Genomic DNA, 19,679 nt, shown 5'->3' with positions numbered 1-19,679 from the left:
CACGTAAGACAGTGATGAACATTCTATAGCGTGGTGACGTCCGCATCAGTCAATAAAACCGCCCCTTTGCAACACCACTGAAGGTTGCGCGAATCCGACTATGCTGGAAGCAATTCGCACGCGGGCGCCGGGAGTGGAGCATGGGGATCAAGCGTTGTTCAGGATGGTCGGCTTGGCTGATTCTGGGGTTGCACATGATAGTCTCTCCCCTCCTCCATGCGGATAGCGCTCAGCCCGCCACAGGCGTCGAGGGCGTCATCGCCGAACCAGCCGCACTCACGGTCATCAACCGCACTGTGTTCGTCTTTCGGTCTACCTTGCTGGGTGAAACTCCCAAGGCACGCGCCCAGCGCGCAAAGAGCCTGATCGAAGAAACCCTGCAGGAGAACGACGATCTCAAGGTCAGGACCGACCCTATCCTGAACAGCTATCTGGTGCTGCTGGGCGGCCGTCGGGCATTCATCGTTACTCCGCTCGATGCCGCTGCCGACGACATCACGCCAAGGGAGGCTGCCGAACGTGCTGCCGAGAACCTGCGCCTGGTGGTCGAGGAAACGCGCCAGGCACGCAGCCTCAGGTTTCTGTTGACGGCCCTTGGCTACTCGGCGGCCGCCACCCTGGTGTTTTTCCTGTTGCTCAAGGCCGCAGGGCTTAGTCGCCGCAAGCTCCTGGGGCTGTTGCCCAAGCTGATGGGCAAGCACTCCGAACGCCTCAAGGTCGGCCATACCCAGCTGTTCGACATGCAGAATCTCTACTACCTGATCGACCGCTCACTGTGGCTGTTGTACTGGTTGGTCGTGCTGTTGCTCTGCTACCAGTGGCTGGGTTTCGTGCTGTCGCAGTTCCCGTACACCCGTTCCTGGGGCGAAAGCCTCAATGTCCATTTGATGGAGCTGTTCAATTATCTGGTCAGCGGCATTCTGCGCGCCATGCCGGGCCTTGCCGTGGCCGTCTCGATCTTCTTCATCGCCCGCGGCATCAGCGCCTTCTCCAAGCGCGTACTACGGCGCATGGCCCGCCCGGGTACCTTGTCGTGGCTCACAGCCGAAACTCTACAACCCACCATGCGCCTGACCTCGCTGGCCATCTGGCTGTTCGCGCTGGTGATGGCCTACCCGTATTTGCCCGGCTCGGGCACCGATGCCTTCAAAGGGCTGTCTGTGTTGATCGGTTTGATGATTTCACTGGGTGCAACCAGCGTCATCGGCCAGGGTGCAGCCGGTTTGATCCTTACCTACACCCGTACGCTTCGGGTCGGCGAGTTCGTCCGGGTGGGCGAATACGAAGGGACAGTGACCGAAGTGGGGATGTTCACCACAACGATCAGAACCGGGCTTGGTGAGGTCCTGACGCTGCCCAATTCCATGATTACTGGGGCGGTGACCAAGAACTACTCACGTATCGTGCAAGGGCAAGGTTATGTGGTGGACACGGTTGTCACCATCGGCTACGACACGCCTTGGCGCCAAGTAGAAGCCATGCTGCTGGAAGCCGCACGGCGCACCGAAGGCGTACTACAGGAGCCCAAACCACAGGTGTTCCAGACGGCCCTGTCGGATTTTTACCCCGAGTACCGCCTGGTCGCGCAGGCCATTCCCTCTGAACCCCGGCCACGCGCCCTGTTGCTGAGCCTGTTGCACGCCAACATCCAGGACGTGTTCAACGAATATGGCGTGCAGATCATGTCGCCGCATTACCTGGGCGACCCGGAACAGGCCAAATGGGTACCCAAAGAGCAGTGGCATACCGCCCCGGCCAATCCCCAAATCCCTGGGCAAGGCCCGGTCAGCTGACCGTCAGCGCAATGATTACCGGCCCGCAGACCGCGAGCAACACATTGGAAATGGCATAGCACACAGTAAACCCGATGACGGGTGTGTTGCTGCCAGACTGCTCAAGGATCTTGTTCATCGACGCCGCTTCGGTTTGCGCCCCGGCCAAGGCCCCAAACAGGATCAGCGGGTGCAAACGAAGCACGTAATAACCGAAGTACAAGGTCACCAGGGGCGGGATCAAGGTTACTGCCGCGCCCGAAACCAGCAACGCAAGGCCTTGCGTTTCGATCGCGGCCAGTGCGGCCGGGCCGGCCAGCAACCCTACCACAGCGCCAAACGCCGTAAGGCCGAACTCCGAAAATGCCCATTGCGCCGCCGGCGGTAACGCACCGAAGTCAGGGTGGCGCGAGTTGTACCAGCCGATCAGCAGGCCAACCAGCAATACCCCGCCACCCACACCGAGTTCGACAGGGATGATACCGATGTGCGTGGACAGCATGCCGAGCAATGACCCCACGACCAGACCAAGCGCATGAATGGCGATATCGCTCTTGTAAAGGTTCTGGCGCACCCGGCCTACCTGCCCCGCCAGGGCCTCGACACTGCTCGTGCGCCCGGTCAGGGTAATCACATCGCCACGGCGCAGCACCGTCTCGGGCAACAGCGGCAGCTCCAGGCCCTGGCGCGTGATGTCGACGATGTAACAGCCCATTCGCGTGGCGCCGACCAGTTCTTGCTTGATCTGGCGCAGGGTTTTGCCGGCAAAGGTGCGCGAAGTGAGCACAATCTGCGCCGTACGGGTAGCGAAGGACATCGATAGCGGGTCATCCACCTCCGGGCCTATCCACTGACTGAGCGCTGGCACGGCTTCACGTAATGCATAAACGCCCAGCACATCGCCACGCTGCAGGCGCACGTGTGCTTCGCGCTCAAGCACCCGACCGTCGCGCACCACCCGCTCGACACTGAGGTTGCGGTGCAAGGCCTCGATATCGGCAATGCTCATGCCCTCCGCCTCAGCCACCGCCAGTTTGTGGGCCCGCACCACGATCCGCGTGTAGGGCACGCCCAAAGCAGCGTCCTCCTGTTCGATACCCAGCGAGCGCTCAAGCTCACGGGCAGAGGCGGCAAGGTCTACGCGAAGCAGGCGCGGTGCGATGCTGCCCACGAATACCACCAACCCAATCGTCCCGAATACATAGGTGATGGCATACGCCACCGCCATGTGGCTGTTCAGTTGTGCCTTGGCGGCTTCGTCGAGCGCGAGCTGGGCAATGGCGCTGCTGGCCGTGCCCATGATCGCCGTGTCGGTCAGCGCGCCAGCGCCAAGCCCGGCAGTAAAGCCGGCATCGAAACCATAAAGACTGTGCGCAGCAAGGATGGTGGCCAACGCCGTGCCGCACAACACCACAGACAGCAGCACCAGCTTCAAGGTGCCGCGGTTGAGGCTGCCGAAGAATTCCGGGCCGCTCTTGAAACCCACCGCATAGATAAACAGCGCAAAGAATACCGATTTGAGCTCATGCGGAACGTCCAGTCCGATCTGCCCAATGGCCAGGCCCATGAGCAAAGCGCCGGCCACCGAGCCCAGGTGGAAGCTGCCAAGGCGTATCCGGCCTATCAGCACACCCAGTGCAATGGCCAGGAACACGGCAATTTCCGGGTTTGCACGCAAGGCGTGAAGTATGAATTCGATCATTGCCGCACCTCCCTGGAAGCGCAAAGGCCTGCACTCCAACACCCATTGACGGCGTCCAAGTACAGGCCTGGGTACACTGCAAACAGCGGGCTATTTGGCCTTGGCTTTCATCTGCAGATAGTACTGATGGACGTCGGATGCCCAGCTGTCCAGCACTTTCTTGGCATCCGAGGCCTGCATGACCTGGCTGCTGTTGTCCAGTTGCTGCCCAGCCCCCTTGCGCACCCCTTGGGCGATGACCTTGTTGGTCTGGGCGTCAATGAAAGCCACCTCCGTGGCAATGGTCGTGTCCTGGTCGCGAATACCGGTAGCGGCGCTGACCCCCGCCGCCACAAGGGCGATCGGAATCACTTCGTAAGGCCGCAAACCCTTGGTCTTGCTGCTTACCCCGGTAATGGCCGGGCGCACGATAATGGTGCCGGCACCCGGGGAGGTGGCCAGCGGCAATGACTTGCCCAGTTCACGTTTGAGCGCCGTGTCGTAGTAGCTGGTGATGCCTTGCAGCGTGCTCTGGGGGATTTTCTCGGTTGGTTGCGGTTTGGGATACAGCTGGCTGGGCTCGACATAGAAGGCGGTGTACTTGTTGATATCAAGCTGAGGATCGACCCAGCGCATCACCGGCGCGCCTGAAGGTGATTCCGCTTCTTTCAAGCGACTGTAGTCTTTTAGAAAACCTGAATATTCATCCGGCTGGGTCAACTTGCTGGAGCACCCCACAAGCGTAAGCGAAGCGACACACAGCGTACTTGCCAAAAACGCTAATCTCATTCCCGAAACTCCTGTATGGCCGCACGTGCGCAAGCCGTGACAGACATGAAAATGTAACGTGGCACTGGCCACTTCCTACCACTGATGCAGTGCAATCAGGCAAGGGTAGTTATAGACCCGGCGCAATGAACTGGCCGACAGATTTACAGATTGTTAGCTGAACATTTGCCTAATACAGGAGCGCTTCTATATTCACAAAGGCCTGATTTCAAGTTGACCAGAGCGTCTTGATGCCCCCACCAGAGCAATTGATCATCTGCGAGCACTGCGATTGTGTGTATGAGAAAGCCTTGCTCGCCAAGCATCAGAAGACCTTGTGTTCGCGCTGTGGCGGTGTGCTGCAGCGGCACAACGGCCTGACGGTGGAGCAACGCCTGGCGCTCACGCTCACGGCCGCAGTGCTGTGGCTGTTCGCCAACTTCTACCCAGTGATGAGCATCAGCCTGAAAGGGCTGAAGAACAGCGCCACGTTGTGGGATTCGGTATTGGCACTGAGCCAGGGGCCGATCACGTTCATGGCAATGGTCGCGGCCATCTCGATCATCATCGCCCCGGCTTTCCAAGTGCTTTTGCTTATCTGGGTCCTGGGTTACGCCCTCACCGCCCGCCGTTCACCGGCCTTCAAGCTGTGCATGCGCTGGCTGGAAACGCTGCGCCCCTGGAGCATGCTGGAAGTTTGCCTGCTCGGCGCGATGGTGGCCGTGTTCAAGCTCGCCGGCATGCTCGATGTGCTGCCGGGTATCGGCCTGCTTGCACTGGCCGCACTGAGCCTGCTGATGATCCGCATTGCCGGGCGTGACATTCGCGACCTGTGGGACATGCCATGAACCGGCCGCCAACCGCTACCGAGCTCAACCTGTGCCTGTGTCACAGCTGCGGGCTGGCCTGCGACATGCGCGACGAACCGCATCAGTGCCCACGCTGCGAAGCCCCGTTGCATCGGCGCAAGACCAACTCCCTGGGCCGTACCTGGGCCTACCTGTTTGCTGCGCTGGCCTTCTACATACCGGCCAACGTGCTGCCGGTGATGAACACCACGATGCTCGGCAGCGGTGCCGACAGCACCATCATGAGCGGCGTGATCGAGTTCTGGGAGCACGGCGCCTGGGATATCGCGCTGATCATTTTCATCGCCAGTATCGCCGTGCCAGGCGTGAAGTTCATGGCATTGACGATGTTGTTGATCACGGTCCAGCGTGGCAGCACCTGGGCGCAACAGCAGCGCTCCAAGCTCTACCGGTTCGTTGAACTGATCGGCTATTGGTCGATGCTCGATGTGCTGGTGGTAGCACTGGTTGCGGCGCTGGTGAAGTTCCAGGCGCTTGGTGACATCGAGCCGCGCCCCGGCATTCTGTTCTTTGGCCTGGTGGTGGTGTTCACCATGCTTTCTGCGATGAGTTTCGACCCCCGCCTGATCTGGGATACGCCACCTGACAAGGAGCTCATGGATGAATCCATCCAGCAATGACAGCCCAGCAGTGCCGGGCAAGGCACCTGTTAAAACCCGTCGGTTCAGCTTCTCACTGGTGTGGATCGTGCCGATCGTGGCGGTACTTGTCGGCCTCTCGCTGGTGGTGCACAACCTTATGCAGGAAGGCCCGACCATCACCCTCACCTTCAAGACCGGTGCCGGGCTTGCAGCCAACAAAACCGAAGTGCGCTATCGCAACGTCGTGATCGGCCATGTTACCGAGGTGGCGCTCAGTAACGACCAGAAGAACGTCAACGCCACCGTAAAACTCGACAAGCAGGCTGAAGGCTTTACCCGTGAGGACTCGAAGTTCTGGGTGGTCCGGCCGCGCATCGGTGCCGGTGGTGTGTCGGGCATAGACACCCTGCTATCGGGCGATTACATCGGTGCCGACATTGGCCAGTCGAACACGCGCGTCAAACATTTCACCGGGCTTGAAAACCCACCCGCCATCACCTACGGCGAGCCCGGCAAGCATTTCACCCTGCACACCCAGGACCTGGGCTCGCTGGACATCGGCTCCCCTGTGTATTTCCGCAAGATCCCGGTCGGCCAGGTGGTCGCCTACGCCCTGGACAAGGATGGCAGAGGGGTTGATGTAGAGGTCTTCATCCACGCACCCAACGATGCCTTCGTGACTGCCAACACCCGCTTCTGGAACGCAAGTGGCATTGACGTAGAGGTCGGCGCCAATGGCTTCGCGCTCAAGACCGAATCGCTGTCTTCCATTCTGGTCGGCGGCATCGCCTTCCGTGCACCGGACTTCAACCCCAACGACACCGTCGCCAGCGAAGACCAGCGCTTCGAGCTGTTTGCCGACCAGACCAGCGCGCTGGCACCGCCTGCCGGCAAGGCGCAGTACCTGGCACTGCGTTTCGACCAGGCGATGCGCGGCCTGAAAGTGGATGCACCGGTAGAATTTTTGGGCGTGGAGATTGGCCGCGTAGTCTCAGTGAACCTGGACTTCGATGAGAAACAGCGCAGTTTCCCGGTCAATGTCGGCATCGTGATCTACCCCCAGCGCCTGGGCCGTGCGCACGAGAAGATGCTCAAGGCCCTGCAGCACGATCCTGATGACGAAGCGTCCTCCGCCAAACTGATGGGGACGTTCATCGACAACGGCCTGCGAGCCCAGGCACGCAGTGGCAACCTGCTAACGGGCCAGCTGTACATCGCCCTGGACTTCTTCCCCAAAGCGGAGAAAGTGGCCTTCGACCCGACTGCCCGACCTGTGATGATCCCTACCGTTCCTGGCAGCCTGGAGCTGCTGCAGGAGCAGTTGCAGACTATGGTCGATAAGGTCAACCGGCTGCCACTGGAACGTATCGCCAGCAACCTGGACGCCAACCTGGTCGAGCTGCGCAAGAGCCTGACACAGTTCAATGGCAAGACATTGCCGGGGGTACAGAGCACCTTGGCCGAAGTCAGCACTACCCTCAAATCGGCCAACTCGACCCTGGCAGAAGATTCGCCGCAACGGGAGCAACTGACGCAAACCCTCGACGAGCTCGGCCGTATGTCGCGCTCGCTGCGCGAACTCGCCGACTACCTGGGCCGCAACCCCGAGTCGCTGATCCGTGGCCGCCCGGACAACGCCGCGCCAATGGACCTGCAAGGGCCGCCACGCAAATGACCACAGGAGTGTTGAGCATGACCCCGTTGCCAAGGATTACCCTGCTGGTCGCGCTGATGGCGCTGGGCGCCTGCCGCAGCGACCCTATCCAGTTCCACACCCTCACGCCGGCACAGCCGGCACCCTCCTCTCATACGGCCCCAGACGAGATCCTCATCGAAGGTGTCAGCGTACCGCCGCAGGTTGACCGGCCCCAACTGGTCATCCGTCAAGGCGACAGCAGCCTGGCCATCCTGGAAACCCAATGGTGGGGCGCCACCCTGGTGGATGAGTTGCGCAGCGCCCTGGTCGACCAGCTGAGCACTGTGCGCGCCGCACACAAGCTCTCCTTGCGCGTGGATGTACAGCGCTTCGATTCGGTGCCTGGGCAGTATGCGCTGCTGGACGCCCGGTGGCGCCTGCGGGCCCGGGAGGCCAATATTCAGCTGACCTGTCGCAGCACCCTGCAAACCGCGGCTGGCGGCAGCATCGATGAGGTGGTGATCGCCCAGCAGGCCAACGTGAAGCGCTTGGTGGCCATGATCAGCCAGGCGGCCATGTCGCCAAACGCTGGCTGCCCCGCCTCACGCTGATAGCCATTGAGGCACCGGCGGTGCGTTAACGCTCACCGCCGGTGAACCAGCGCATGTAGGGGTTCTGCGCGGTCATCGGCGCCAATGCCCGCGCCTCACGCATCCAGGCCTGGCGGTTACCGTTGTAGGCCAGCAATGACAAACCATAGAACCGCCGAAGCAGCTGCCACTCATCTTCCACCGCACCCTGCTGGGCGCGGCCGGCATTTTCCAGCGGCGGCGGTACGCGCAGTGCAAGCAACGCCGGGAGCACCCGCGTGATCTCCCGCGGACGGACCCACGGTGCATATTCGATGCGCGGCCGGTCATCGGTAACCGGCTGGGCATCACCCGCGTAGCGTTCCAGGCCCTCTCGGTTGGTCACCCAGGTGGCCAGCAACGCATCGACCGAGCCCACGCCGACCTGCGCCAGTGCAGCGGCAACCTCAGGCTGTTCGAAACGCTGGCGGATGCGCGGCACATCCAGTGCCATCGGCGATGCCGAGCCAATCAGCAGCATTTCGTGAAACTCGGTGGTCCACAACGACGCATGGGGGAACACATCAAGGAAGCTGCGCACCAGCGAGCGGCTATCCTCGTCGTTCTGGGTAGGCAACGGCAACCATTGGGCAACCAGGCCGTACTGCTCCAGGCGCGATGCCGCCAACTGATAAAAATCACGCGAGTACAGGTTCACCACCCCGGCTGCGGACGGCGGTGGCGGCTCCAGGGTGATCAGGTCGTAGCGCTGTGCGCTGCGCAGCAGTTCGCGGCGCCCATCGCGCAGGCGGATGTCCAGGCGCGGGTCGTTGACCGCATCGTAATTGCCGGAAAACAACGGCGCCGCTGCCAGCACCTGCGGCAACAGTTCGGCCACCACCGGGTGCTCCAGGCCGGGGTAGCGCAACATTGCCCCGGCAGTGATGCCAGTGCCAAAACCGATCACCAGCGCCGAGCGGGGTTCGCCGCGGTGTATCAGCAGCGGCAGCAATGCCTGCAGGCGCATGTAGCGCAGTGAAGGCATGGCATCACCGGTATTGGATACCCCCTGGATGTACAAACGGTTGAAGGCCTGGCCCTGGCGCTGCTGGTTGACCACCGCCACCGTGCCTCCCCGGCCCTCTTCGTAGAACACCACCTCGCCACTGCGGGCTCCGGGCAACAGCTGCGCCAACCGCTGTGGCGGGGTCAGCACGCCAGTGAGCACGGTTGCTGCGCCAACCACCAGCACGGCCACCCGCATGCCCTTGCCCACGGCCTGGCCACGCCATACCGCCACCATGCCGACGGCTGCCGCAACAACGGCGAGCACGAACAGCGTGCGTACCAGCCCAACTTCAGGCACCAGCACAAACCCGGTGAGCATGACCCCGGCAATACCGCCCAGCGTGTTGAGCGCCACGACCGTGCCCACGTCCCGCCCCACTTGGCCACTGTCCACGGCCAGGCGCAAGGCCAGGGGGAATGCCGCACCAAGTAGCGTGGTAGGCACGAACACCACGCACAGCGCCGCCGCGGCAAAGCGCGCGCACATGCCTGCAAGTTGGTTGCCAGTCAGTTGCACGACCTGTGCTTCCAGGGCGGTCTGCAGCACGATCAGCCAACGCCCGAGCCCGGCGACCTGCAGCAACGCCAGCAGGCCTGCGGCGGCGATCAGCAGCCCGAACAACCCCCAAGGGTCGCGGATACGGTCCGCTCGCCGGGCGTACACGGCGCTTCCCAGTACCAGCCCGGTCAAGTAAGTGGCCAACACCACGGAAAATGCAAAAGCCCGGGTACTCATGAACTGCACGATCGATTGTGTCCACACCACCTCGTACCCCAGCGCCACGCCGCCTGCCACGCAATACAGGGCGATGGCCAGCCTGGCCTTGGGCGTGCGCGGTTGCAATGCCGCTGCGCCAGGGGCCAGGTCACGCTCATCCTTCGCCCGCCCAAGCCAGGCGCCCAGTGCGGCCAACAGGTTCAGCACGGCGGCCACGCACGCGGCCCCGGTAACCCCCAGCAGCGGCAGCAGGACGAATGCTGCCAACAAGGTGCCGCAGATTGCCCCGGCGGTATTGGCGGCGTACAGCCAACCGCCCGCCTCGCCCATCTGCCCCTCGGTGGGGGTCAGCGCACGCACCAGTACCGGCAAGGTGCCGCCCATCAAGAAGGCCGGCAGCCCTACCAAGGTGAAGGGCAACAACCAGGCCAGCAGGCCTGCGCCTGCCTCCAGGCGGGCAAACATCGCGGCGCTGTGCGCCAGGGCCAGGGTTGCCCCTACTCCCAGCACTGCCACCGCCAATTCAAGGCCAGCATAGAGCTTGACCGGGCGACGCAGCCGGTCGGCCCAGCGCCCGAACACCAGGCCGCCCAGGGCCAGCCCGGTGAAAAATGCACTGATACCAGCGGTGATGGCATACACCTCAACCCCCACCACCAGTGACAGCTGCTTGACCCACAGTACCTGGTAGATAAGCGCCGCGCCGCCAGAGACGAACAACAGCGCCGCTGGCAGCATCAGCTGTAGCGGCGTCTGTTTTACCGTGGTTTCAGGGGCATGAGCGCGAGCGGAGTTCACAGCTGCTGGCATCGTTAAGCCTTAGCGGACCTGAAGCCCGGTCCGCAACGGATAGGAAAGAATGCGCCCGCCAAGGGCGGGCGCGGGGCATTGCCGTTACTTCTTCATTTTCTCTTCGATTTTCTTGTCCACGTCAGCACGGATCTGGTCGATGCTGAAGCTCGCCGGACGCTGGCTAGGCGGGTATTCCACGAACGTCTGCAGGAACGCTGCAGCCTTGCGGGTACCTTGGAAGATCAGATAGTCGTTCTTGGTCAGCCAATCGTAGTACTGGTCCGAGACGATATCAGCACGCTCGTAAGGGTCCATACGCAGGTTGAACATCTTGGGCACACGCAGACAGGTGAACGGTTCGCTCCAGACCTGCAGCCCACCGGGTGCCCGCTGCTCGCAGAACACCAGTTTCCAGTCTGCAAAGCGCATGGAAACCAGTACACCGTCATCGTTGAAGTAGTAGAACTCTTTACGCGCGCTCTTGTCGGTTTTGCCCGTCAGGTAATCGAGCTGGTTGTAGCCGTCGAGGTGAACCTTGAAGTTCTTGCCTCCCACATCGGTGCCCTTGAGCAGGCGGTCCTTGATGCCTGTATCGCCTGCTGCTGCCAGCAGTGTCGGGAACCAGTCCAGCCCGGAGAACATCTGGGTGGAGATCGTCCCGGGTTGGACCTTGCCTGGCCAGCGAATCATCGCCGGCACGCGATAGGCGCCCTCCCAGTTGGAGTTTTTCTCGTTGCGGAACGGCGTGGTTGCCGCGTCCGGCCACGACCACTGGTTTGGCCCGTTGTCGGTGGTGTAGACCACGATGGTGTTGTCGGTAACCTTCAGGTCGTCCAGGGTCTTCAACAGTTTGCCCACATCGCCATCGTGCTCGAGCATGCCGTCGGCGTATTCATTGCCGATCATCCCGCTCTGGCCTTTCATCGATTCACGCACATGGGTGAAGGCATGCATGCGTGTGGTGTTCATCCAGACAAAGAACGGTTTGTCGGCCTTGACCTGCTTGTCGATGAAATTGATCGCCGCCTGGGTGGTTTCATCGTCGATGGTCTCCATGCGTTTGCGGGTCAAGGCACCGGTGTCCTCGATCTTGCCGTCCGCACTGGACTTGATCACCCCACGTGGTGAGGCGGCCTTGACGAAGTCCGGGTCATCCTTGGGCCAGAATGGCCGCTCTGGCTCCTCTTCGGCATTGAGGTGGTAGAGGTTGCCGAAAAACTCATCGAAACCGTGGTTGGTAGGCAAGTATTCGTCGCGGTCACCCAGGTGGTTCTTGCCGAACTGGCCGGTGGCATAACCTTGCGCCTTCAACGCCTGAGCGATAGTTACATCACGGTCCTGCAGGCCCACCGGCACGCCCGGCATGCCCACCTTGGACAGCCCGGTGCGCAAAGGCGTCTGGCCGGTAATGAAGCTCGACCGGCCGGCGGTGCAGCTGTTCTCTGCGTAATAGTCGGTGAACATCATGCCTTCTTTACCGATGCGGTCGATGTTCGGCGTCTGGTAACCGACTACCCCTTTGCCATAGGCGCTGATGTTGGTCTGGCCGATGTCGTCACCGAATATCACCAGGATGTTGGGTTTTTCCGCGGCATTGGCCGTACACACGCCCATCGCCGCTGTGGCGGCTAGTGCGAATGTGGTTATCCATCTTCTGCTGGACTTCATTAGGCGATCTCTCCGTATCACGTTTGCTGGCATGTGCCACGACTACGTGCACGTTCGACCTACTGCTCGGCTGGTCCCTGTGCCCCTGCGGCTTCTTTGTCACTGAGCCTGGTTGCTATCGAATGGGTAAATGCGCTGCCATTCCCGGGCCATGTCGACCACGGTCCAGTTACCGGCCCTGGCAGCGTCAAGGGCCTTGTCCAGGCGCCCTATCTGGCTGTCACGGTCATAGGCCCATTCGCGTGTTGCGTCGGTGTGGTGAACCAGGCCGGCAAAGCGCTTGCCGTCACCGGCCATGGTCCACTGCAGCATCTGCAGGTCGCCGTCGGAATTGCCGAAGGCAAATATCGGGCGGCGACCGATGCGGGCGTCGATGCTCACCGGTTTGCCCGGGCCATCGTCGTTGTGCAGCAGCTTGGGCAGCCGTTCAATGGCCAGCTTGCCGTTGTCATCGATGAAGCGGGCATCGAGTGTGGTGCCGATCACCTGCTCGGGCGGCACGCCGTAGACCTCTTGAGCGAAAGCACGCATGAAGGCCACTTCACCGCCCGACACGATATACGTCCTGAAGCCATTCGCCCGCAGGTATTGCAAAAGTTCGAGCATGGGTTGGAAGACCATTTCGGTGTACGGCTTGTGGCTGCGAGGGTGCACGGCCGTTGCCAGCCAACGCCGGGAGTTGGCGATGAAGTCTTCGGTACTGACCCCGGCATGGGTAGCAGCAACGATCTTCAGAATGCCATCCATACCGCTGTCAGTGAGGGCCTTCTGGTCGCCCTCCAGCACCGCCTTGAACGGTTGTTGGGTGGCCCACTCCGGGTGTTGCGGGGCCAGCCTTTTGACCTCATCGAGGGCGAACAGCACTTCGAAATACAGCGGCTGTTCGCTCCACAGGGTGCCGTCATTGTCGAAGACGGCAATGCGCTCGGCCTCAGGCACATAATCCTTGCTGCCCTCGGTGGTCACGGCGGTGACGAAGGCTTCGATGGCCTGGCGTGAAGTGCCTTCGCGCCAGGAGGGCAACGGGTTCGCGGCCTGCACCGTCAGGGGCAGCAGGAGCAACAGCGTAATCCACCAGCGTGTGCGTTGCAGGTCGAGCATGAAGTATCCCTCCTCTGTGCTGCCTACCCTGTCCAGCCCAAATGCTCATGGGTTGAGTGGTTTCAAACCCTTGCGATGACGGACTTGCCGTTCACTCACTGGCACTCGCCGCAGCGCTGGCAGAATCGGGCTCAGCGACGGTGTGGCCTGCTGGCCTTCGCGACCTTTGCCGTAGCGGTTCTGGAGCCAGTCTAGTAGACGTATTCGCAATGAGGACGGCAAAATTGAGGAAAATTCTGACATCGTGCGCTGCCCCGTAACGCGCCGAACCCACAAGTACAGGCCACCCAGTTGAGGTGGGTCTTCTGCAAGCTGATCGCGGGCCAGTTGCCAGGCGTAATCCGCCGACTGCAACCGCGCCTCGCGCCGCGCGGCTTGCCAGCCCTTGAAATACCGCCATGCCGCCTGCAGCCAAGGCCGTGCGAAATAGCTCAGCCCTACGCCAAGTACCAGCAAACCCGCCGCCCACAGCCAGTGGCCGGGCAGGCGCAACTGTGCCTCGCGGCCGAGCGCGCGCAGGTCCTGGTCGATGGAAAATGGTGCCTTGTAGCCGCCGTCAATGGCGGTGACATCGATCGCGGGCAGCGTCGCCCGCCTGGGCTCACCGGTCGCAGCGTCCCACCACTGCAGCTCGATCGCGGGCAGCTGGTAGTCACCTGCGGCGGCTACCACATAGCTCACGCTGTCTTCACGCTGGCCACCGTTCGAGCCCCCTCTGCCATCACTGAGCGGCGCAATACGGGGGGTTTGCACATAGCGTTTGAGGCCCTCGATCTCCACCAGTGGCGGCGGCGGTATCAGCATCGCCTGGGCGCCCTCGGCACGCGTCAGCACCCGGCGGGTAATGCTGTCACCTGCACGCAACGGTGAATGCGACAGCTGCGTCTGTTGCTCAAGGCTGACCTTGCGCGCGACCAGGCGGTGCACGGCAGTGTCACCGGACAAGGCCTTGGCAACGAATGCCAGCGGCTCGCTGGTGAGCGTGACCGGCGTGTCCGACTGGCCCGGAAATACCTGAAAAGCTTGAGCAGGCAATGTGAAGGCTTGGGCCGTTTGCGGGGTGATCTGGTAGGTATAACGCAGGCCGAAGAAGGTCTTGCCATCGAGTTGTTCGTTCAAATGCTGCGCTTCGCCGCTAGGCGCGCTCACCACGGCACCCGGCAACCCGATGGCCGGCAGCACCGCCGGCTGGGTGAACCAGGTGTCGACCAGCAGGTCGACTTGCAACTCGAGCGTGGCACCCACCACCGTGTCGCCGGCCGGCACCAGGCGAGCCTGCACCCGCGCTTCGGGTGCAGCCACCGCGAGCAATGGCAGGCAGAGTGTGAACAGCAATAGCAAGCGCCTCATGGTGTGCCCTCCGCGGTTTGCCGCGAGGCATCCTGAAGCAGGAACTTGCGTCGCAGGAACTGTGCCGGCGAGGTGGTCAGGTTATTCAGCCAAACCTGATCTGACGCCGCCTGCGGGGTTAGCTGCTGCTTCTGCTTGGCGCCTGTGGAGGGTGTCTGGTCCTCCACCACCTTGTCGGCTTTTTCGTCCGGCGTGCCCGCTTTCTGCTGTTCTTCGTAGTCTTTGAGCAACGCCTGCGCCAACGCAAGATTGGCACTGGCCTCGGCAAACGTCGGCTGCCGTTTCAACGCCTGCTCATACGCCTGGACCGCCTGGGGAAACTTGAACTGGCGCACGTAGATGTTGCCCCGGTAGAAAAACGCCTGTGCGGTGTCGAGCTTGCCCAGGCTGGCCAAGGCAACGTCATAGTCGGCGGCGCTGTAGGCGGCCAGGCCTTTCCAGTAAGGGTCGCTGAAGTGCGCGGCAGCCTGCGGGTAATGACCATGCTCAAAGGCCCAGCGCCCCTGCTGGTCAGGGGTGAAGAACGCGTCGGCAACAGGCCCGGCCCGCGCCGTTTGCGGCTGCATGCCCAGCAACAGCGCCAGCAGCACAGTGGCCATCCAGTGCACCTGCCAGCCACGGCGCAAGCACAACAGTGCAATCAGTGCAAGTGGCCAGCACAGCCAGTACCCGGCGTCCTTCCAGTGCACCTGCTGCGGGTCGCCCTGGGCCGCCTGAAAATGCTGCTGCGCATGCAGTTCGATCCAGTCCAGGTCATCGTCATTCAAGGTCAGGCTACCCAACGGGGCGCTCACAGCCTTGGCTAACTGGCGCAAGCCATCCTGGTCGAAATCGGCCTGCAGCGGGCGCCCGTCGGCGGCAATTCGGGCACGGCCCTGGGCGTCGTGCAGCACACCGCTGTCGTGGCTGCCGACTGCCAACACCATCACCTGCAGGTCGCTGCCCTTGAGCGCGTCCGCAAGCACTGGCAATTGCCCTGCATCAGCGCCATCGGTGAGCAATACCAGCGTGCCGGGTACCTGCTCGGCCGCCAGCAAGCGTTTGGCTACCTCGATCACCCCCGCCACGTCCTTGCCGGGCTTGGCAATCAAATCAGTGCTCAGCGCCTGCAAGAACGTGTCGAGCAAGTGCGGGTCTTCGGTAGCCGGCAGTACCAGGTGCGCGCTGCCGGCATAGGCGATCAGCGCCGTGCGCGCACCCGCCCTGCGCATCACCAGGTCGTGCAGGGTGTGCTTGGCCGCTTGCAGACGGCTCGGCGGGACATCGTCGGCGTCCATCGACGGCGACAGGTCCAGCGCGAGAATCAACGGCGCACGGTTGTCGACGAACGCCGGGATATCCCGCTGCCATGTCGGCCCGGCAGCGGCCAAGGCGCCCAGGCCAAGCAGTGTTGCCAGCAAATGCACAGGCCGCACGCGCTGGCGTTGTTCAGGCGTGATGATCAAATGCTGCACCAGGTGCGGGGCGATGACGCCTTGCAATTGCCGTTTCAGGTCATGGCGCCGCTGCCAGGCCCAAGGCAACAGCGCCGCCGGAATCCACAGCAACAACCAGTATGGCCGCAGCAGATGCAATGCACTGAGGTCGATGTCCATGTCACGGCCTCCCCTGCGCAGGCCGCGCCCGCACAGTGCTGGCTATCGCAGCCAGGCTGTGGCTCAGGGCCAGCAACAGCAGGGCGGCGCCCAGCGGCCACCAGAACAGGTCACGCTTGGGCTGATGGCTGAAGGTCTTGACCGTGTGCGGGGTTATCCGGTCGAGCGTGGCATATACCTGGGCCAGCGCGCCCCGGTCATCGGCACGGAAGAACCTGCCACCGGTGGTGCGCGCGATGCCTTCAAGCGCCTGCAGGTCGACTTTGTCCTCACCGCTGGCCTGCGGATCGCCGATACCGATGGTATGTACCACGATACCCCGTTCTCGGGCCAAGGCCGCTGCGTGTTCGGGCGTGATCGCGCTGCCGGTGTCATTGCCATCGCTGAGCAGCACCATCACCTTTTCCTGCTCCTTGGCCTGGTCGAGCAGCTTGATGGCAAGGCCAATGGCGTCACCGATCGCGGTATTCGGCCCGGCCATGCCGACCCCGACCTCATCCAGCAGCAGCGACAGGCTGGCGTGGTCCAGGGTCAAGGGTGCCTGCGGGTAGGCACCGGTGCCAAAGACGATCAGGCCAATGCGGTCTTGCTTGCGCTTGGCGATGAAGTCGCGCACCACCGCTTTGACTGCCGTCAACCGGTCCACCTGCCGGCCATTGGCATCGGTGAAGTCCTTGGCCTGCATGGATTGGGAAATATCGATCGCCAGCAGCATGTCGCGAATCGGCTGGTTGTGTTCGATAGCCTTCTCCACCAGCACCGGCCGCGCGCAGGCGGCCACCAGGAGCCCCCATACCAACAGGTTCATGAGCGCCTGCCAGCGCCCGCCGGACCTTTGCGAGGTGCCCGGTAACTGGTTCACTGCACGGCTCATGGCGAAGAAAAACGGCACCCGCAGTGCGCTGTGCGCTTCGCGATAAGGCCGCATGAAGCGGTAGGCCAGCCAAGGCAAGGGCAGCAGCAAAAACACCCAGAGGTAGTCAAACTGCCACATGATGCACCTCGATCCAGCGCCTGCAGGTGTGCACCAAGGTGCTGAGTTCTTGATCGTCAATCGCTTGCACCTGCAGGTCAGGTGCATAGGCCAAGGTGTGCAGTTGCGCGGCAAACTGCACCGGCAAGGCAAAGCGTGCCCTTTGCTGAAGAAAGCCCTGCCAATGCTGGCCTGACAGGCTTTGCACCGGCGGCGCATCTGGCATGGAAAGCGCAACCCGCTTGAGCAGTTCCGGCAACTCACGCAGGGCCGGCAAGCGTTGCTCGGGGGTGTTGAGTGCCGCCACGAGCGCGTCCAGCCGCAGCAACGCTTCACGCCGATAACGGTTGCGCTGCCAACGGCGCCAGGCATAGGCGGCACAGGCCAGCCCGGCCACCAACACGATCGCCAGCACTACCGCCCAGCCCCAGGTTTGCGGGGTATAACTGAACGGCGGCACCGGCAGTGGCAGCTCCTTGAGCTGGTCGATGGCGGGAGGCGGCGGCCGGACACTCATCGGGCACCTCCGGACAGCCGCCCCAGTTCGCGTCGCACCTGGCCCAGCACCTCTTCGCCGGTACTGATCATCATCAGGGGGATCTGGCTGCGGCGCAGCAACTGGGCCACTGCCTGCAGGCGCCCGGAGAGGAAATCGCCCAATGGCCGGTGCACCTGGCGGCGCCCGACTTCAAGCTCGACTTGCATTTCACCCTGGGTCACGCTCAACCGCCCCTTGTCCGGCACATCAAGCGCGATAGGGTCGTACACCTGCATGGCGATCACATCATTGTGCGCACTCAACTGTCGCAGCAGCTTCAAGGTCTGCTCCGACACCCCGGCAAAGTCACTGATGATGCAGACCAGGGCATCATGCCCAGCGATGCCGATGGCCGTGCGCAGCATGTTGTCGAGTTGCCCCTCATGCTCGCTGTCCGGGCCATCTGCGCTAAGGCGGTTGTTGCTGCGCACCACGGCCGCACAAAGCGCTTGTACCCGTGCGCGGCTGCGCAAGGGCTTGATGTGCACCACCTGCTGATCATCGAACACCAGCCCGCCTACCCGGTCACCGGCCTGCAGGGCAATCCATGCCGACAACGCCGCAAGCTCTGCGGCGGTGACCGACTTGAAGCTGCGCTGTGAACCGAAATACATGCTCATGCGTTGATCGACAAGCAGCAGCGTTGGCCGGTCGCGCTCTTCGGTGAAGGTGCGCACGAACGGTTTGCCGTAACGCAACGACGCACGCCAGTCCAGATGGCGCAGGTCGTCACCCGGGATATAACGGCGCAGCTCGTCGAAGCTCAAGCCCCGGCCACGCAGGCGCGAAGCATGGTTGCCCGCCAGGATGCTTGCCAGCGGTTGGCGGGCAACGAAACTCAAGCCGCGCGCGTGGTGTTCGAACGCCATCAACTGGCTGAGCGAGGCATGGACGAAGCCGTCCTGGGTCGATTGCATCGGCTTGCTCCGTTCAGGCCGGGATCGCCACTGTGTCCAGCAACCGGTCGATCACTTGGTCGGGGCCAATACCATCGGCCACCGCGTCGTAAGAAAGTTGCAGGCGGTGGCGCAACACCGGGTGCACCACCGCACGCACGTCATCAGGGGTGACGAAGTCTTGCCCAGCCAGCCAGGCATGGGCCCGGGCCACCCGGTCCAGGCTGATGCCGCCACGCGGGCTGGCGCCGATCTTGATCCAGCGCGCCAGGTCAGGGTCATGCTCAGCGGGGTGGCGTGTGGCATTGATCAGGTCGATCAGGTAACGGTCGAGCGCAGGCGCTACCTGTATGCCAGCAATAGCGCTGCGCGCTGCGAACACCACCTCCTGGGCCAGGCGCTCAGGTGCCTGCTGCGGGCGGCCGGCCTGCTGTTCCTCGTTGCGCACCAGGCGCAGCACCTGGGTCTCATCCTCGACTTTGGGATAGTCCAGTTGCAGCTTCATCAGAAACCGGTCCATCTGCGCCTCGGGCAACGGGTACGTGCCCTCTTGCTCGATCGGGTTCTGGGTTGCCAGCACCATGAACAGCCCGGACATCGGGTAGCTCTGCCCGGCCACGGTGATCTGGCGTTCTTCCATGGCCTCCAGCAATGCAGCCTGGACCTTGGCCGGTGCGCGGTTGATTTCGTCGGCAAGAATCACGTTGCCGAACAACGGCCCGGGCTGAAACTTGATTTCGTTGCCCTGCGCGGTCTGCTGCAGAATCTCGCCACCGGTGATGTCCGATGGCAGCAGGTCGGGGGTGAACTGGATGCGCCGCATGCTGGCTTCCAGATGCGTGGCCAAGGCCTTGACCGTGCGCGTCTTGGCCAGCCCCGGCAGGCTCTCCAGCAATACGTGACCGTTGGCCAGCAAGCCGAGGATCACATGGCGGATGGTATCTGCCTGGCCCAGTACGCTTTGGGCCACACTGGCTTCAAGCGCTGCTATCTGCTCACGTATATCCACTGATCCGATCCTAGTCAGTCGGGGTCTCGGCAGGAGGCCCCTGGATGTTTGCAACTGCTGCAGGTGACGAGGTAAAGCTAGACGCTTGCGGCGCC

At 62.6% G+C, this 19,679-nt stretch carries 16 protein-coding genes; 5 read left to right on the top strand and 11 right to left on the bottom strand.

Annotated features, from left to right (window positions below; genetic code table 11):
• Positions 1-140 precede the first annotated feature (140 nt).
• Positions 141-1,793: a mechanosensitive ion channel family protein gene (locus tag JOE27_RS03770; protein WP_115274921.1), complete on the top strand. Its 1,653-nt coding sequence runs from the start codon at positions 141-143 to the stop codon at positions 1,791-1,793.
• On the opposite strand, the gene aspT is transcribed toward JOE27_RS03770, so the two are convergent.
• Both aspT and JOE27_RS03760 read right to left on the bottom strand, forming a co-directional pair.
• Positions 1,786-3,474 (bottom strand): aspartate-alanine antiporter, encoded by a 1,689-nt coding sequence (aspT, locus tag JOE27_RS03765; RefSeq protein ID WP_174141345.1) that lies wholly within the window; start codon positions 3,472-3,474, stop codon positions 1,786-1,788. The two genes, JOE27_RS03770 and aspT, sit on opposite strands and share 8 nt — an antisense overlap.
• A 90-nt stretch (positions 3,475-3,564) precedes the next feature.
• A complete protein-coding gene (locus JOE27_RS03760) occupies positions 3,565-4,242 on the bottom strand; it encodes a DUF3313 domain-containing protein (protein ID WP_125923164.1) in 678 nt (225 codons plus the stop codon).
• A gap of 230 nt (positions 4,243-4,472) precedes the next feature.
• Between JOE27_RS03760 and JOE27_RS03755 the strand changes: the two genes are divergently transcribed.
• Genes JOE27_RS03755 through JOE27_RS03740 form a run of 4 tightly spaced genes read left to right on the top strand, consistent with a single transcriptional unit; the run spans position 4,473 to position 7,918 of the window.
• Positions 4,473-5,069, top strand: coding sequence for a paraquat-inducible protein A (locus tag JOE27_RS03755; protein WP_115274924.1), 597 nt, complete (start codon positions 4,473-4,475; stop codon positions 5,067-5,069).
• Positions 5,066-5,710, top strand: a complete 645-nt coding sequence (locus tag JOE27_RS03750) for a paraquat-inducible protein A (RefSeq protein WP_115274925.1) — start codon at positions 5,066-5,068, stop codon at positions 5,708-5,710. Before JOE27_RS03755 ends, JOE27_RS03750 begins: the two co-directional genes overlap by 4 nt.
• Positions 5,691-7,346, top strand: coding sequence for an MlaD family protein (locus tag JOE27_RS03745; protein ID WP_204917935.1), 1,656 nt, complete (start codon positions 5,691-5,693; stop codon positions 7,344-7,346). The genes JOE27_RS03750 and JOE27_RS03745 overlap by 20 nt, the downstream gene beginning before the upstream one ends.
• A 17-nt stretch (positions 7,347-7,363) precedes the next feature.
• On the top strand, positions 7,364-7,918 hold the full coding sequence (locus JOE27_RS03740; RefSeq protein WP_239539287.1) for a PqiC family protein: 555 nt from the start codon (positions 7,364-7,366) through the stop codon (positions 7,916-7,918).
• Positions 7,919-7,943: 25 nt separating this feature from the next.
• Here the strand turns inward: JOE27_RS03740 and JOE27_RS03735 are convergent, their stop codons facing one another.
• The 9 genes from JOE27_RS03735 to JOE27_RS03695 form a co-directional block, all read right to left on the bottom strand.
• Complete coding sequence (locus tag JOE27_RS03735) at positions 7,944-10,400, bottom strand: fused MFS/spermidine synthase (RefSeq protein WP_239539398.1); 2,457 nt, start codon at positions 10,398-10,400, stop codon at positions 7,944-7,946.
• Between the two features lie 156 nt (positions 10,401-10,556).
• On the bottom strand, positions 10,557-12,122 hold the full coding sequence (locus JOE27_RS03730; protein WP_115274929.1) for an arylsulfatase: 1,566 nt from the start codon (positions 12,120-12,122) through the stop codon (positions 10,557-10,559).
• 99 nt (positions 12,123-12,221) lie between these two features.
• Positions 12,222-13,223, bottom strand: a complete 1,002-nt coding sequence (locus JOE27_RS03725; protein ID WP_204917929.1) for an HAD family hydrolase — start codon at positions 13,221-13,223, stop codon at positions 12,222-12,224.
• 45 nt (positions 13,224-13,268) lie between these two features.
• Complete coding sequence (locus JOE27_RS03720) at positions 13,269-14,573, bottom strand: BatD family protein (protein WP_204917927.1); 1,305 nt, start codon at positions 14,571-14,573, stop codon at positions 13,269-13,271.
• Positions 14,570-16,168 carry a VWA domain-containing protein gene (locus JOE27_RS03715; protein WP_204917925.1) on the bottom strand — a complete coding sequence of 533 codons (1,599 nt, stop codon included), beginning with the start codon at positions 16,166-16,168 and terminating at the stop codon, positions 14,570-14,572. Before JOE27_RS03715 ends, JOE27_RS03720 begins: the two co-directional genes overlap by 4 nt.
• 1 nt (position 16,169) lies before the next feature.
• Complete coding sequence (locus JOE27_RS03710; RefSeq protein WP_119688996.1) at positions 16,170-17,162, bottom strand: VWA domain-containing protein; 993 nt, start codon at positions 17,160-17,162, stop codon at positions 16,170-16,172.
• Positions 17,149-17,658: a DUF4381 domain-containing protein gene (locus JOE27_RS03705; RefSeq protein ID WP_204917923.1), complete on the bottom strand. Its 510-nt coding sequence runs from the start codon at positions 17,656-17,658 to the stop codon at positions 17,149-17,151. Before JOE27_RS03705 ends, JOE27_RS03710 begins: the two co-directional genes overlap by 14 nt.
• Positions 17,655-18,596: a DUF58 domain-containing protein gene (locus tag JOE27_RS03700; protein ID WP_115274935.1), complete on the bottom strand. Its 942-nt coding sequence runs from the start codon at positions 18,594-18,596 to the stop codon at positions 17,655-17,657. Before JOE27_RS03700 ends, JOE27_RS03705 begins: the two co-directional genes overlap by 4 nt.
• Before the next feature lie 13 nt (positions 18,597-18,609).
• Entirely contained in the window at positions 18,610-19,584 is a 975-nt protein-coding gene (locus JOE27_RS03695; RefSeq protein WP_115274936.1) for a MoxR family ATPase, read from the bottom strand.
• Positions 19,585-19,679: the final 95 nt, after the last annotated feature.

The sequence above is a fragment of the Pseudomonas sp. M5 genome, assembly GCF_016907075.1.
Taxonomy (GTDB): domain Bacteria; phylum Pseudomonadota; class Gammaproteobacteria; order Pseudomonadales; family Pseudomonadaceae; genus Aquipseudomonas; species Aquipseudomonas putida_E.
Note: the sequence above shows the minus strand (reverse complement) of the source record. Positions and strands in the feature narration are given on the sequence as shown.

Coding starts and splice junctions, on each gene's coding strand:
- JOE27_RS03770 (WP_115274921.1), top strand. CDS start 141: ATGGGGATCAAGCGTTGTTCAGGATGGTCGGCTTGGCTGATTCTGGGG.
- aspT (WP_174141345.1), bottom strand. CDS start 3,474: ATGATCGAATTCATACTTCACGCCTTGCGTGCAAACCCGGAAATTGCC.
- JOE27_RS03760 (WP_125923164.1), bottom strand. CDS start 4,242: ATGAGATTAGCGTTTTTGGCAAGTACGCTGTGTGTCGCTTCGCTTACG.
- JOE27_RS03755 (WP_115274924.1), top strand. CDS start 4,473: ATGCCCCCACCAGAGCAATTGATCATCTGCGAGCACTGCGATTGTGTG.
- JOE27_RS03750 (WP_115274925.1), top strand. CDS start 5,066: ATGAACCGGCCGCCAACCGCTACCGAGCTCAACCTGTGCCTGTGTCAC.
- JOE27_RS03745 (WP_204917935.1), top strand. CDS start 5,691: ATGAATCCATCCAGCAATGACAGCCCAGCAGTGCCGGGCAAGGCACCT.
- JOE27_RS03740 (WP_239539287.1), top strand. CDS start 7,364: ATGACCCCGTTGCCAAGGATTACCCTGCTGGTCGCGCTGATGGCGCTG.
- JOE27_RS03735 (WP_239539398.1), bottom strand. CDS start 10,400: ATGCTGCCAGCGGCGCTGTTGTTCGTCTCTGGCGGCGCGGCGCTTATC.
- JOE27_RS03730 (WP_115274929.1), bottom strand. CDS start 12,122: ATGAAGTCCAGCAGAAGATGGATAACCACATTCGCACTAGCCGCCACA.
- JOE27_RS03725 (WP_204917929.1), bottom strand. CDS start 13,223: ATGCTCGACCTGCAACGCACACGCTGGTGGATTACGCTGTTGCTCCTG.
- JOE27_RS03720 (WP_204917927.1), bottom strand. CDS start 14,573: ATGAGGCGCTTGCTATTGCTGTTCACACTCTGCCTGCCATTGCTCGCG.
- JOE27_RS03715 (WP_204917925.1), bottom strand. CDS start 16,168: ATGGACATCGACCTCAGTGCATTGCATCTGCTGCGGCCATACTGGTTG.
- JOE27_RS03710 (WP_119688996.1), bottom strand. CDS start 17,162: ATGTGGCAGTTTGACTACCTCTGGGTGTTTTTGCTGCTGCCCTTGCCT.
- JOE27_RS03705 (WP_204917923.1), bottom strand. CDS start 17,658: ATGAGTGTCCGGCCGCCGCCTCCCGCCATCGACCAGCTCAAGGAGCTG.
- JOE27_RS03700 (WP_115274935.1), bottom strand. CDS start 18,596: ATGCAATCGACCCAGGACGGCTTCGTCCATGCCTCGCTCAGCCAGTTG.